Source organism: Cupriavidus sp. H18C2 (assembly GCF_049393795.1).
Classification (GTDB): Bacteria; Pseudomonadota; Gammaproteobacteria; order Burkholderiales; family Burkholderiaceae; genus Cupriavidus; species Cupriavidus pauculus_C.
In genome coordinates this window covers 2,421,191-2,434,511 of record NZ_CP186010.1, presented here as the reverse complement: position 1 = coordinate 2,434,511, position 13,321 = coordinate 2,421,191, and the positions used below count along the sequence as shown (strand labels likewise).

Sequence of the window (13,321 nt, the reverse complement as noted above, 5' to 3'; positions counted from 1 at the left end):
GAAATGAAGCGTATTTTTGAAGTCTACCGCTACGATCCGGACAAGGACGCAGCCCCCCGCATGCAGACCTACGAGGTCGAGCTCGACGGTCACGAGCGCATGCTGCTGGACGCGCTGGTCAAGCTGAAGAAGCTGGACGAGACGATCTCGTTCCGCCGGTCGTGCCGCGAAGGCGTGTGCGGCTCGGACGCGATGAACATCAACGGCAAGAACGGCCTGGCCTGCCTGACGAACATGCGCGAGCTGCCGGACCGCATCGTGCTGCGTCCGCTGCCCGGCCTGCCGGTGGTGCGCGACCTGATCGTCGACATGACGAACTTCTTCAAGCAGTACCACTCGATCAAGCCGTTCCTGATCAACGACGAGCCGCCGCCCGAGAAGGAACGCCTGCAGTCGCCTCAGGAACGTGACGAGCTGGACGGCCTGTACGAGTGCATTCTCTGCGCAAGCTGCTCCACGTCGTGCCCGTCGTTCTGGTGGAACCCGGACAAGTTCGTCGGCCCGGCCGGCCTGCTGCAAGCCTACCGCTTCATCGCGGACAGCCGCGACCAGGCCACCGGCGAGCGCCTGGACAACCTGAACGACCCGTACCGCCTGTTCCGCTGCCACAGCATCATGAACTGCGTCGACGTGTGCCCGAAGGGCCTCAATCCGACCAAGGCGATTGGCAAGATCAAGGAACTGATGGTTCGCCGCGCTGTTTAATCGGCCGGTATAAACTGCCTGATGCGTCCGTGCAGCATGCGGACAGTCAGGCAGTCTGCAGTTGATGTAAGCGGCGCGTCAGCCCGATGCGGTATCAAGTCGGGCGGGCCGCCGGTCAAAGAAGGCTGACCATGAGTCTTTCCACCACATTCTCCCATCAGGCCGACCCGCACAAGCGTGCCCGTCTTCGCTGGCGCGCCCGCCGCGGCCTCCTGGAGAACGACATCATCGTCGAACGTTTCTTCAACCGTTACGAGGAGAGCCTGTCCGATGAGGACGTGGCATCGCTGAGCGAGCTGTTCGAACTCAGCGACAACGAGTTGATGGACCTGCTGCTTGCCCGCAAGGAGCTGGACGGTGAGCTCGACACGCCCCCGATGCAACGGGTACTCAGCCTGCTGCGTTCGGTCTGAGTTTGGTCAACACTATTATTCACAGTATTTGAAGGAACCGACATGACGCCGTCCGATGTGAAAGCCACGCTATCGTTTTCCGATGGTTCCCCCAGCGTTGAGCTGCCGATCTACCAGGGCACCGTTGGCCCGGATGTGATCGACATTCGCAAGCTGTACGGTCAAACCGGCAAGTTCACCTATGACCCGGGGTTCATGTCGACCGCTTCGTGCAACTCCAAGATCACCTACATCGACGGTGACAAGGGCGAGCTGCTGTACCGCGGCTACCCGATCGAGCAACTGGCGCAGAAGTGCGACCACCTGGAGACCTGCTACCTGCTGCTGAAGGGCGAGCTGCCGAACGCCAAGCAGAAGGAAGAGTTTGTGGGCTCGGTGATGAACCACACGATGGTGCACGAGCAGCTGCAGTTCTTCATGCGCGGTTTCCGCCGCGACGCCCACCCGATGGCCGTGCTGACGGGCCTGGTTGGCGCGATGAGCGCGTTCTACCACGACGCGATGGACATCGACGATCCGCACCAGCGCGAGATCTCGGCCATCCGCCTGATCGCCAAGATGCCGACCCTGGTCGCCATGGCGTACAAGTACAACATCGGCCAGCCGTACATCTACCCGCAGAACGACCTGTCGTACTCGGGCAACTTCATGCGCATGATGTTCGGCACGCCGTGCGCGCCGTACACCGTGAACCCGGTGCTGGAGCGTGCGCTGGACCGCATCTTCATCCTGCACGCCGACCACGAGCAGAACGCGTCGACGTCGACCGTGCGCCTGGCCGGTTCGTCGGGCACGAACCCGTTTGCCGCCATCGCCGCCGGCGTGGCCTGCCTGTGGGGTCCGGCCCACGGCGGCGCCAACGAGGCCGCGCTGAAGATGCTGGAGGAAATCGGTAGCGTCGACAACATCAACGAGTTCATCAAGCAGGTCAAGGACAAGAACTCGGGCGTGCGCCTGATGGGCTTTGGCCACCGCGTGTACAAGAACTACGACCCGCGCGCCAAGCTGATGCGCGAGACGTGCCATGAAGTGCTGAACGAGCTGGGCCTGCACAACGACCCGCTGTTCAAGCTGGCCATGGAGCTGGAAAAGATCGCCCTGGAAGACGAATACTTCGTCAGCCGCAAGCTGTACCCGAACGTGGACTTCTACTCGGGTATCGTGCAGCGCGCGCTGGGCATCCCGACCTCGCTGTTCACCTGCATCTTCGCCCTGGCACGTACGCCGGGCTGGATCTCGCAGTGGGAAGAGATGATCACCGATCCGGAATACAAGATCGGCCGTCCGCGCCAGCTCTTCAACGGCGCCGCCGCCCGCGACGTGCCGGACATGGCCAAGCGCTAAGCCGCCTGGCGGTCCGCCGTCCCCGAAACGCCCCGGTTCACCGGGGCGTTTTTTTGCCTCGGCGGCGGGTGCGGCCCGTGCCGGACGAGCGCAACCCGGCCCGCCGCCGGGTCATGCACCAGCGCTGGGAAACCCGGTTTTGTCGATGGTTCATGCCGCCGGACGGTTGCAACCCGCCGCAAAAATTGTCGGATTTTCGCCAAAGCCGAATAACTTGGCTTCATCGGGGTGCAACTTTCCCCCTATAATGCGGGCTGCTTTGCCGACCGGCAGCCGGGCCACCCTTCCGGCCAGCCGCGTTGGGGAAGCGGGGCAGGCGAAGCGCTTGCGCAATAGAGAACGCATCAACGTTGTCTTTCCGAACTCAGGCGTACGCCACACCGGGCCATCCGGTGACGCGCACGCCAGCACGCGCCGGGCCCCGCATCCGCTTCACCGTCTTCATCGCAGGCCCGGCTTCCGCTTTGGGCCGTACCGTCCGCCACGTCAGGCGACGCTTCCTCCTCGCGGGTGTTGTTCGATTGCGCCGGTCATGCCGACTCTGCCCGGAATGACCCCTAATAATCGAGGAGCTCCTGATGACGTCCCGTCTCACGTCCACTGCCATTGCCGCCGCCGTAGCCACGGCCGGCCTCGCTGCCTTCACCTCGGCCCAGGCCGAAACCGTCAAGATCGCCATCGCCGGCCCCATGAGCGGCTCGGTGGCCCAGTACGGCGACATGGTCAAGGCCGGCGCCCTGACCGCCATCGAACAGATCAACGCTGCCGGCGGCGCCAATGGCAACAAGCTCGAAGCGGTGCTGATGGACGACGCCTGCGAACCCAAGCAGGCCGTGGCCGTGGCCAACAAGGTCGTCAGCCAGGGCATCCACTACGTGATCGGCCACGTGTGCTCGGGTTCGACGATCCCGGCATCGGACATCTACGAGAACGAAGGCGTCGTGATGGTCACGCCGTCGGCCACCGCGCCGCAGCTGACCGAGACGAAGAAGCGCAACTTCATCTTCCGCACGATCGGCCGCGACGACCAGCAGGGCCCGGCAGCCGCGCAGTACATCATCGGCAAGGTCAAGCCCAAGAAGGTGGCCGTGCTGCACGACAAGCAGTCGTACGGCCAGGGCATCGCCAGCTCGGTCAAGAAGGATCTGGAAGCGGCCAAGATTCCCGTGGCGGTGTTCGAAGGCATCAACGCCGGCGATTCCGACTACTCGGCCGTGATCACCAAGCTGAAGTCGCAGGGCGTGGACTTTGTCTACTTCGGCGGCTACCACCCCGAAATGGGTCTGCTGCTACGCCAGGCGCGCGAGCAGGGCGTGAAGGCCACGTTCATGGGCCCCGAAGGCGTGGGCAACAAGGACGTGACCGCCATCGCCGGCCCGGCATCGGAAGGCATGCTCGTGACGCTGCCGGCCGACTTCTCGGCCGATCCGGCCAACGCCGGCCTGGTCAAGGCATTCGCCGACAAGAAGCGCGACGCCAACGGCCCGTTCCAGATGCCCGCCTACGCCGCCGTGAAGATCATCGGCGACGCCATTGCCGGCGCCAAGAGCACGGACCCGACCAAGGTTGCCGCGTACATGCACAAGAACGCGTTCACCACGCCGATCGGCAAGGTCGAATACGACGCCAAGGGCGACCTGAAGTCGTTCAAGTTCGTCGTCTACACGTGGCACAAGGACGCCACCAAGACGGCCGCCAACTAAACCCGGCGCCATCCTGGCGAAACGCCCCGCGGCCAACCGGCCTGCGGGGCGTTTTGGTATCGGTCCGATGTCGATTATCCGCCACATGACGGCGGCCCGCCTCGCACGTCGGACTCACCCGATCCACAAGGTCCCCGCATGAACGAATTCCTACCGCAGTTCACCCAGCAACTGGTCAACGGCCTGACGCTGGGTGCGATCTATGCGTTGATCGCCATCGGCTACACGATGGTCTACGGCATCATCGGCATGATCAACTTTGCCCACGGCGAGATCTACATGATCGGCGCCTACGTGGGCCTGGTGACGCTGACCGCCATCGGCGCGCAGGCCGGCTATCCGCTGCCGCTGGTGCTGGGCGCGGCGCTGATCGTCGCCGTGGCCGTCACCGGCGTCTATGGCTACGCCGTCGAGCGCGTGGCGTACCGCCCGCTGCGCGGCGGGCCCCGGCTGGTGCCGCTGATCTCGGCCATCGGCATGTCCATCTTCCTGCAGAACTATGTCCAGATCGGGCAGGGCGCGCGCGACGTGTCGGTGCCGCTGCTGATCTCGGGCGCCATCGAATTCCAGATGGGCGGCGACTTCACGGTCACGGTGCCGTACTCGCGCCTGCTGATCGTCGGCGTGACGCTGGTGCTGATGATTGCGCTGACGCTGTTCATCGGCCACTCGCGCATGGGCCGCGCCTGCCGCGCCTGCGCCGAGGACATGCGCATGGCCAACCTGCTCGGCATCGACACCAACCGCGTGATCTCGTTCACGTTCGTGCTGGGCGCGATGCTGGCCGCCGTGGGCGGCGTGCTGATCGGGCTGACGATCGGCAAGCTCAATCCGTTCATCGGCTTCATCGCCGGCATCAAGGCCTTCACGGCCGCGGTGCTGGGCGGCATCGGCAGCATTCCGGGCGCGATGCTCGGCGGCGTGCTGCTGGGCCTGGCCGAGACGTTCGCCTCTGGCTACATGCCCGCCGAATACAAGGACGTGGTGGCGTTTGGCCTGCTGGTGCTGGTGCTGCTGTTCCGCCCCACGGGGCTGCTCGGCAAGCCCGACGTGGAAAAGGTCTGAGGGGGAGGGACTTTCATGACTCAAGCAACTTCGATCGCGCGGGCCTCGGCGCCGCGGGCGTCGGCCTCCGACACGCTCAAGAACGCCGTCACGGCGGCCGTGCTGACGGCCATCCTGACGATTCCGGTGCTGGGCCTGCAGCTCAAGCTCGACGGCTACAAGGTGGTGCTGGAGCCGCACTGGCGGCCGGTCTGGATCGCCGTGGCGCTGGTCTTCCTGTTCCAGCTCTGCAAGCCGATGCTGCTGCGCGCGCGCGGCGCCGTGAAGCTGCCGGCCGCGCCCGCCATGGGCGCCAGGCAGCAGCGCGCGGCCGTGTGGGTGCTGCTGGCCGTGGGCTTGATATTCCCGTTCTTCGGGTCGCGCGGCGCCGTGGACGTGGCCACGCTGGCGCTGATCTACGTGATCCTGGGCCTGGGCCTGAACATCGTGGTGGGCTTTGCCGGCCTGCTCGACCTGGGCTACGTGGGCTTCTACGCCGTGGGCGGCTACACCTACGCGCTGCTGAACCAGTATTTCGGGCTGACGTTCTGGGAATGCCTGCCGCTGTCGGCCGGACTGGCCGCGCTGTTCGGCTTCATCCTGGGATTCCCGGTGCTGCGCCTGCGCGGCGACTACCTGGCCATCGTGACGCTGGGCTTCGGCGAGATCATCCGCCTGCTGCTGAACAACCTGACCAGCCTGACGGGCGGCCCGGACGGCGTGTCGGGCATTCCCAAGCCCACCGTGTTCGGCATCGAGATGGCGCGCAGCGCGAGCGTGGAGGGCGCGAAGACCTTCCATGACCTGATCGGCATCCCGTACACCGGCCAGCACATGGTGATCTTCCTGTACCTGCTGGCGCTGCTGCTGGTGGGGTTCACGCTGTTCGTGACCAGCAGGCTGATCCGCATGCCGATGGGCCGCGCCTGGGAGGCGCTGCGCGAGGATGAAATCGCCTGCCGCTCGCTGGGCCTGAACCCCACGCGCATCAAGCTGTCCGCGTTCACGCTGGGCGCGTCGTTCGCCGGCCTGGCCGGGGCGTTCTTCGCCGCGCGCCAGGGGCTGGTCAATCCGGAATCGTTCACGTTCATCGAGTCGGCGCTGATCCTGGCGGTGGTGGTGCTGGGCGGCATGGGGTCGCAGCTTGGCGTGATGCTGGCGGCCATCCTGCTGACGATCCTGCCCGAGGTGGCGCGTGACTTCGCCGAGTACCGGATGCTGATCTTCGGTCTGGTGATGGTGCTGATGATGATGTGGCGTCCGCAGGGCCTGCTGCCCGCGAGCCGTCCCCACGTGGAGTTGCCGCGATGAGCGCTGAAATGCTGAAAGTATCGGGCCTGCAGATGCGCTTTGGCGGGCTGCTGGCCGTGGACGGCATCGAGTTCGATGTCCGCCGCGACGAGGTCTTTGCGATCATCGGCCCCAACGGCGCCGGCAAGACCACCGTGTTCAACTGCGTGGGCGGCTTCTACAAGCCCACCGCCGGCGAGGTGATGCTCGACGGCCACTCCATCGCCCGCCAGCCGAGCCACGTGGTGGCCCGCCACGGGCTGGTCCGCACGTTCCAGAACATCCGGCTGTTCCGCCAGTTGACCGTCGTGGAAAACCTGATGGTCGCCCAGCATCGGCAGGTCAAGGCCGGCCTGCTGCACGGGCTGCTGGCCACGCCGGCCTACCGCCGCGCCGAGCGCGAGGCGCTGGCGCGCGCCGGGGAATGGCTGGAGCGCATGGGGCTGACCGCCGTGGCCAACCGCGAGGCGGGCACGCTGTCGTACGGCCACCAGCGGCGCCTGGAGATCGCGCGCTGCATGATTACCCAGCCGCGCCTGCTGATGCTGGACGAGCCGGCCGCCGGCCTGAACCCGCAGGAAAAGATCGAGCTGCAGCAGCTGATCGACCGCCTGCGCCGCGAGTTCAACATCTCGGTGCTGCTGATCGAGCACGACATGAGCCTGGTGATGGGCGTGTCGGACCGCATCCTCGTGATGGAGCACGGCAAGCCGATCATGATCGGCACGCCCGAAGCGGTGCGCAACGACCCGCGCGTGATCAAGGCCTACCTGGGAGAGGACTGATGCTGAAGCTGGAAAACGTCCACACCCACTATGGCGCCGTGGAGGCGCTGTCGGGCGTGTCGATCGAGGTCAACCAGGGCGAGATCGTCACCCTGATCGGCAGCAACGGCGCCGGCAAGACCACGCTGATGATGACCGTCTGCGGCACGCCGCGCGCGTCCAGCGGCCGCGTGCTGTTCGAGGGCCAGGACATCACGGGCCGCAACACGCACGAGATCATGCGCATGGGCATGGCCATTTCGCCAGAAGGCCGGCGCGTGTTCCCGAGCCTGACTGTGCTGGAAAACCTCAAGATGGGTGGCTTCTTTGCCAGCCGCCATGAGATCGAGGCCGGCATCGAGCACGTGTTCAAGCTGTTCCCGCGCCTGAACCAGCGCGCCAGCCAGCGGGCCGGCACGATGAGCGGCGGCGAGCAGCAGATGCTGGCCATCGGCCGCGCGCTGATGAGCCGCCCGCGCCTGCTGCTGCTGGACGAGCCGACGCTGGGCCTGGCGCCGCTGATCATCGCCCAGATCTTCGACATCATCCGCACCATCCGCGAGGAAGGCGTGACCGTCTTCCTGGTGGAGCAGAACGCCAACAAGGCCCTGCAGGTGGCCGACCGCGGCTACGTGCTGGAAACCGGCAAGGTGGTGCTGGCGGATACCGGCGCCAACCTGCTGGCCAACGACCGGATCCGGGCGGCCTACCTGGGCGGTTGATTCAGTCCCCGGTTTGCTCCGCTCTCCGCCACGGCGGGAGAGCGGAGCCGCCTCCGGCCACCGGCCACCCCGGCCACCCCGGCCGCACCGACCACTTCCCGCCCCCTTCGCCATCCACGAAATCCCCCTTTCGCCAATGACCGTCGCCCCGGCGGGCCGGGCGGTCCGCTGGCGGCGGGCAGCGGTGGCATAATCGCTTGCGATGTCAAGCAATCCCCGGCGCCGCCGGAAACGCAGCAGAATGGCTCCTGCCTGCCCGCGATGGCATCCGGAAAAACAACTCCCCTGCAAACCAACGCGCGGATTCGCGCCGGTCGTCCCCTCCGGGGGTGCGGTCGGACGGTCTGCCCCCCGCATCATGGCAAAGACGCTCTACGACAAACTCTGGGATGACCACACCGTCCACGTCGAGGAAGACGGCACCACGCTGCTCTACATCGACCGCCACTTGCTGCATGAAGTGACCAGCCCGCAGGCGTTCGAGGGCCTGAAGCTGGCGGAGCGTCCGGTGTGGCGCATCAGCGCGAACCTGGCCGTGTCGGACCACAACGTGCCGACCACGGACCGCACGCAAGGCATCGCCGACCCGGTCTCGAAGCTCCAGGTCGATACGCTGGACGCCAACTGCGACGCCTACGGCATCACGCAGTTCAAGATGAACGACCACCGCCAGGGCATCGTCCACGTGATCGGGCCGGAGCAGGGCGCCACGCTGCCCGGCATGACCGTGGTCTGCGGCGACTCGCACACCAGCACGCACGGCGCGTTCGGCGCGCTGGCCCACGGCATCGGCACGTCCGAGGTGGAGCACGTGCTGGCCACCCAGACGCTGCTGGGCAAGAAGGCCAAGAACATGCTGATCCGCGTGGAAGGCAAGCTGCCGCGCGGCTGCACCGCCAAGGACATCGTGCTGGCCATCATCGGCAAGATCGGCACGGCCGGCGGCACGGGCTACACGATGGAATTCGCCGGCTCGGCCATCCGCGAGCTGTCGATGGAAGGCCGCATGACGGTCTGCAACATGGCCATCGAGGCCGGTGCGCGCGCCGGCCTGGTGGCCGTGGACGACATCACGCTGGAATACGTGAAGAACCGCCCGTACGCGCCGCAGGGCGTGGAATGGGACCAGGCCGTGGCCTACTGGCGCACGCTGCATTCCGACGCTGGCGCCCACTTCGACAAGGTCGTGGAGCTGCGCGGCGAGGAGATCCGTCCGCAGGTCACCTGGGGCACGTCGCCCGAGATGGTGGTCAGCATCGAGGACCGCGTGCCGGACCCCGAGAAGGAAAAGGATTCGAACAAGCGCAACGCCATGGAGCGCGCGCTGGAGTACATGAACCTGCAGCCGAACACGCCGATGGAGTCCATCCGCATCGACAAGGTGTTCATCGGGTCCTGCACCAACAGCCGCATCGAGGACATGCGCGCCGCCGCGTGGGTCGTGCAGAAGCTGGGCCGCAAGGTGGCCGGCAACGTGAAGCTGGCGATGGTGGTGCCGGGTTCGGGCCTGGTCAAGGAACAGGCCGAGCGCGAGGGGCTGGACAAGGTGTTCAAGGCCGCCGGCTTCGAATGGCGCGAGCCGGGCTGCTCGATGTGCCTGGCGATGAACGCCGACCGGCTGGAGCCGGGCGAGCGCTGCGCGTCCACGTCGAACCGCAACTTCGAAGGCCGCCAGGGCGCCGGTGGCCGTACCCACCTGGTAAGCCCTGCTATGGCCGCCGCGGCCGCCATCGAGGGGCATTTCGTCGACATCCGCAAGCTCGGCTGACCGCCGGGACGGGTCATCGGGTCAACCACGACTTTCGAACAGAGAGAACATGAAAAAGATCGTGATCACGCTGCTGGCATGCCTGGGCATGCTGCAACTGGCTGGCTGCAACACGATTGCCGGCTTTGGCAAGGACACGCAGGCTGCCGGGCAGGCCCTTGAGAACGCCGCCCGGAAGTAAGGACATCACCATGGAAAAGTTCACCGTACACAGCGGCATCGCGGCACCGCTCGACCGCGAAAACGTCGACACCGACGCCATCATCCCGAAGCAGTTCCTGAAGTCGATCCAGCGCACGGGCTTCGGCCCGAACCTGTTCGACGAATGGCGCTACAAGGACGTCGGCCAGCCCGGACAGGACAACAGCAAGCGTCCGCTGAACCCGGACTTCGTGCTGAACCAGCCGCGCTACCAGGGCGCGTCGATCCTGCTGGCGCGCAACAACTTCGGCTGCGGCAGCTCGCGCGAACACGCGCCGTGGGCGCTCACGCAATACGGCTTCCGCGCCGTGATCGCGCCCAGCTTTGCCGATATCTTCTTCAACAACTGCTACAAGAACGGGCTGCTGCCGGTGGTGCTGACCGAGCAGCAGGTGGACCACCTGTTCAACGAGACCAACGCGTTCCAGGGCTACCAGCTCACCATCGACCTGGACCGCCAGGTGGTGACCACGCCGGGCGGCACCAGCTACCCGTTCGACATCGCCCCGTTCCGCAAGTACTGCATGCTGAACGGCTTCGACGATATCGGCCTGACGCTGCGCCACAAGGACAAGATCAAGGCGTTCGAGTCCGAGCGGCTGACCCGCATGCCGTGGCTGGGCAACCGGCTGGTGGGCTGATCCCGAAAACTAAAGGAAATACGACATGAAGATTGCAGTCCTGCCGGGCGACGGCATCGGTCCCGAGATCGTTGCCGAAGCCGTCAAGGTGCTCAACGCGCTGGGCGAGAATTTCGAGATGGAAACCGCCCCGGTGGGCGGCGCCGGCTACGAGGCCGAAGGCCATCCGCTGCCCGAGAACACGCTGAAGCTGGCCAAGGAGGCCGACGCCATCCTGTTCGGCGCCGTGGGCGACTGGAAGTACGACAGCCTGGAGCGCCCGCTGCGCCCCGAGCAGGCCATCCTGGGCCTGCGCAAGCACTTGCAGCTGTTTGCCAACTTCCGCCCGGCAATCTGCTATCCGGAACTGACCGGCGCGTCGAGCCTGAAGCCCGAGCTGGTGGCCGGGCTGGACATCCTGATCGTGCGCGAACTGAACGGCGACATCTACTTCGGACAGCCGCGCGGCGTGCGCGAGGCGCCGGACGGCCTGTTCCAGGGCGCCCGCGAAGGCTTCGACACGATGCGCTACAGCGAGCCCGAGATCCGCCGCATCGCCCATGTGGCGTTCCAGGCGGCCGCCAAGCGCGGCAAGAAGCTGTGCAGCGTGGACAAGGCCAACGTGCTCGAAACCTTCCAGTTCTGGAAGGACATCGTGATCGACGTCAGCAAGGAGTACCCGGACGTCGAGCTGTCGCACATGTACGTGGACAACGCCGCGATGCAGCTGGTGAAGGCGCCCAAGAGCTTCGACGTGATCGTCACCGGCAACATGTTCGGCGACATCCTGTCGGACGAGGCGGCCATGCTGACCGGCTCGATCGGCATGCTGCCGTCGGCGTCGCTGGACGCGAACAACAAGGGCCTGTACGAGCCGTCGCACGGCTCGGCGCCGGACATCGCCGGCAAGGGCGTGGCCAATCCGCTGGCCACGATCCTGTCCGCCGCGATGATGCTGCGCTACTCGCTGAACCGCGCCGAACAGGCCGACCGCATCGAGAACGCCGTCAAGAAGGTGCTGGCGCAGGGCTACCGCACCGGCGACATCCTGACGCCAGGCTGCAAGCAGGTTGGTACCCGGGAAATGGGCGAGGCGGTGCTGGCGGCGCTGTAAGCACCCGCCGCAGCCGGCGGGGCGGGCGGCACCGGCGCGCAATCGGCATCCGATGCCGGTTGCGCAATGTTTTGCCGTCCGCCGGCTCCCCCGGCCCCGTCCGGTGCGCCGCAGGGGCCGGAAAGCCACCCCGCAAGCACGAAAACACCCGTCATTTCCCCTGCGGCATCGCCGCAAATTCGTGTAGACTCTCCCGTCATGGCCCGAAACCCCCAGTCCCTCCTGACTGCTTTTGCTGCCCGCACCGCCCCCCGCGGCGCGATTGGCATGGGTTCGACCGGCCTGACCGCAACGACGATTAAAACCATTACCAAAACGATCCGCTAGATCGTTCGTCGTGCCTGCCCGTCTTCCCCGCGCAGCCACGCCGGGCGAAGCAAAATGGCGGGGAAGTTCACATCACATCCGAGGTAAGTCATGATTGTAGGTCTCGTCGGTTGGCGAGGAATGGTCGGCAGCGTCCTGATGCAGCGCATGCAGGAAGAGGGCGATTTCGACCATATCGAGCCCGTTTTCTTCAGCACGTCCAACGCCGGCGGCAAGGCCCCGGCCATGGCGAAGAATGAAACCACGCTGAAAGACGCGAACGACATCGACGCACTGAAGCAGTGCGACGTGGTGCTCACCGCCCAGGGCGGCGACTACACGAACGACGTCTTCCCGCGCCTGCGCGCCGCCGGCTGGAACGGCTACTGGATCGACGCCGCCTCGTCGCTGCGCATGAAGGACGACGCGATCATCGTGCTCGACCCGGTCAATCTGGGCGTGATCAAGGACGCGCTGTCCAAGGGCGTCAAGAACTTCATCGGCGGCAACTGCACGGTCAGCTGCATGATGATGGGCCTGGGCGGCCTGTTCCAGGCCGACCTGATCGAGTGGATGACCTCGATGACCTACCAGGCCGCCTCGGGCGGCGGTGCCCAGCACATGCGCGAGCTGCTGACCCAGTTCGGCACGCTGAACGCCGCGGTCAAGCCGCTGCTGGACAACCCGGCGTCGGCCATCCTGGAGATCGACCGCCAGATCCTGTCGACCCAGCACGGCCTGTCCGCCGACGAGACCAAGCAGTTTGGCGTGCCGCTGGCCGGCAACCTGATTCCGTGGATCGACAAGGACCTCGGCAACGGCGTGTCCAAGGAAGAGTGGAAGGGCGCCGCCGAGACCAACAAGATCCTGGGCCGGGGCGAGGGCTTTGTCGGGGCCACCGGCGCCGCGCCGATCGCCGTGGACGGCCTGTGCGTGCGGATCGGCGCCATGCGCTGCCATTCGCAGGCGCTGACGATCAAGCTGCGCCGCGATGTGCCGCTGGACGAGATCGAAGGCATGCTGGCCGCCAACAACCAGTGGGCCAAGGTCGTGCCGAACACCCGCGAGGCCAGCATGAAGGACCTGACGCCGGCCGCCGTGACCGGCACGCTGACGATTCCGGTGGGCCGCCTGCGCAAGATGCAGATGGGCGGCGAGTACCTGTCGGCCTTCACCGTGGGCGACCAGCTCCTGTGGGGCGCGGCCGAGCCGCTGCGGCGTATGCTGCGCATTCTGATCGAGGACTGACCCCCTCTTTGGCCTTGCCGCTTCGTTGCAGCAAGGCAACAGAATGACCTGCTTTCTCATCGACGCCGCGCCCCGAGCG

The 13,321-nt window shown here is 66.0% G+C and carries 13 protein-coding genes; all 13 read left to right on the top strand.

Annotated features, from left to right (window positions below; all coding sequences use genetic code 11):
- The first annotated feature begins 3 nt into the window (after positions 1–3).
- Positions 4–705, top strand: a complete 702-nt coding sequence (locus EPAKOI_RS10935; protein WP_019449065.1) for a succinate dehydrogenase iron-sulfur subunit — start codon at positions 4–6, stop codon at positions 703–705.
- A 131-nt stretch (positions 706–836) separates the two neighbouring features.
- A complete protein-coding gene (locus EPAKOI_RS10930; protein ID WP_124683767.1) occupies positions 837–1,118 on the top strand; it encodes a succinate dehydrogenase assembly factor 2 in 282 nt (93 codons plus the stop codon).
- A gap of 42 nt (positions 1,119–1,160) precedes the next feature.
- Positions 1,161–2,462 carry a citrate synthase gene (gene gltA, locus EPAKOI_RS10925; RefSeq protein ID WP_124683768.1) on the top strand — a complete coding sequence of 434 codons (1,302 nt, stop codon included), beginning with the start codon at positions 1,161–1,163 and terminating at the stop codon, positions 2,460–2,462.
- A 575-nt stretch (positions 2,463–3,037) separates the two neighbouring features.
- Positions 3,038–4,165, top strand: a complete 1,128-nt coding sequence (locus tag EPAKOI_RS10920) for a branched-chain amino acid ABC transporter substrate-binding protein (protein WP_124683769.1) — start codon at positions 3,038–3,040, stop codon at positions 4,163–4,165.
- Between the two features lie 138 nt (positions 4,166–4,303).
- The gene (gene livH, locus EPAKOI_RS10915; RefSeq protein WP_124683770.1) at positions 4,304–5,230 is read left to right on the top strand and encodes a high-affinity branched-chain amino acid ABC transporter permease LivH; all 927 of its coding nucleotides are present in this window, start codon (positions 4,304–4,306) and stop codon (positions 5,228–5,230) included.
- A gap of 15 nt (positions 5,231–5,245) precedes the next feature.
- Positions 5,246–6,520 carry a high-affinity branched-chain amino acid ABC transporter permease LivM gene (locus EPAKOI_RS10910; RefSeq protein ID WP_313835033.1) on the top strand — a complete coding sequence of 425 codons (1,275 nt, stop codon included), beginning with the start codon at positions 5,246–5,248 and terminating at the stop codon, positions 6,518–6,520.
- Positions 6,517–7,284: a high-affinity branched-chain amino acid ABC transporter ATP-binding protein LivG gene (livG, locus tag EPAKOI_RS10905; RefSeq protein ID WP_313835032.1), complete on the top strand. Its 768-nt coding sequence runs from the start codon at positions 6,517–6,519 to the stop codon at positions 7,282–7,284. Before EPAKOI_RS10910 ends, livG begins: the two co-directional genes overlap by 4 nt.
- A complete protein-coding gene (locus EPAKOI_RS10900) occupies positions 7,284–7,985 on the top strand; it encodes an ABC transporter ATP-binding protein (protein ID WP_124683773.1) in 702 nt (233 codons plus the stop codon). Before livG ends, EPAKOI_RS10900 begins: the two co-directional genes overlap by 1 nt.
- A 358-nt stretch (positions 7,986–8,343) precedes the next feature.
- A complete protein-coding gene (gene leuC / locus EPAKOI_RS10895; RefSeq protein ID WP_423192194.1) occupies positions 8,344–9,753 on the top strand; it encodes a 3-isopropylmalate dehydratase large subunit in 1,410 nt (469 codons plus the stop codon).
- 49 nt (positions 9,754–9,802) lie between these two features.
- Entirely contained in the window at positions 9,803–9,934 is a 132-nt protein-coding gene (locus EPAKOI_RS10890) for an entericidin A/B family lipoprotein (RefSeq protein WP_066733342.1), read from the top strand.
- A 10-nt stretch (positions 9,935–9,944) separates the two neighbouring features.
- Entirely contained in the window at positions 9,945–10,595 is a 651-nt protein-coding gene (leuD, locus tag EPAKOI_RS10885) for a 3-isopropylmalate dehydratase small subunit (protein ID WP_124683775.1), read from the top strand.
- Positions 10,596–10,620: 25 nt separating this feature from the next.
- Entirely contained in the window at positions 10,621–11,688 is a 1,068-nt protein-coding gene (gene leuB / locus EPAKOI_RS10880; RefSeq protein WP_124683776.1) for a 3-isopropylmalate dehydrogenase, read from the top strand.
- A gap of 417 nt (positions 11,689–12,105) precedes the next feature.
- The gene (asd, locus tag EPAKOI_RS10875; RefSeq protein ID WP_124683777.1) at positions 12,106–13,242 is read left to right on the top strand and encodes an aspartate-semialdehyde dehydrogenase; all 1,137 of its coding nucleotides are present in this window, start codon (positions 12,106–12,108) and stop codon (positions 13,240–13,242) included.
- The last annotated feature ends 79 nt before the right edge of the window (positions 13,243–13,321 follow it).

Bases quoted from the DNA above. Each gene is read 5' to 3' on its own strand.
- EPAKOI_RS10890 (WP_066733342.1), top strand. From the start codon at position 9,803: ATGAAAAAGATCGTGATCACGCTGCTGGCATGCCTGGGCATGCTGCAA.
- EPAKOI_RS10935 (WP_019449065.1), top strand. From the start codon at position 4: ATGAAGCGTATTTTTGAAGTCTACCGCTACGATCCGGACAAGGACGCA.
- gltA (WP_124683768.1), top strand. From the start codon at position 1,161: ATGACGCCGTCCGATGTGAAAGCCACGCTATCGTTTTCCGATGGTTCC.
- leuB (WP_124683776.1), top strand. From the start codon at position 10,621: ATGAAGATTGCAGTCCTGCCGGGCGACGGCATCGGTCCCGAGATCGTT.
- leuD (WP_124683775.1), top strand. From the start codon at position 9,945: ATGGAAAAGTTCACCGTACACAGCGGCATCGCGGCACCGCTCGACCGC.
- asd (WP_124683777.1), top strand. From the start codon at position 12,106: ATGATTGTAGGTCTCGTCGGTTGGCGAGGAATGGTCGGCAGCGTCCTG.
- livG (WP_313835032.1), top strand. From the start codon at position 6,517: ATGAGCGCTGAAATGCTGAAAGTATCGGGCCTGCAGATGCGCTTTGGC.
- EPAKOI_RS10900 (WP_124683773.1), top strand. From the start codon at position 7,284: ATGCTGAAGCTGGAAAACGTCCACACCCACTATGGCGCCGTGGAGGCG.
- EPAKOI_RS10910 (WP_313835033.1), top strand. From the start codon at position 5,246: ATGACTCAAGCAACTTCGATCGCGCGGGCCTCGGCGCCGCGGGCGTCG.
- EPAKOI_RS10930 (WP_124683767.1), top strand. From the start codon at position 837: ATGAGTCTTTCCACCACATTCTCCCATCAGGCCGACCCGCACAAGCGT.
- livH (WP_124683770.1), top strand. From the start codon at position 4,304: ATGAACGAATTCCTACCGCAGTTCACCCAGCAACTGGTCAACGGCCTG.
- leuC (WP_423192194.1), top strand. From the start codon at position 8,344: ATGGCAAAGACGCTCTACGACAAACTCTGGGATGACCACACCGTCCAC.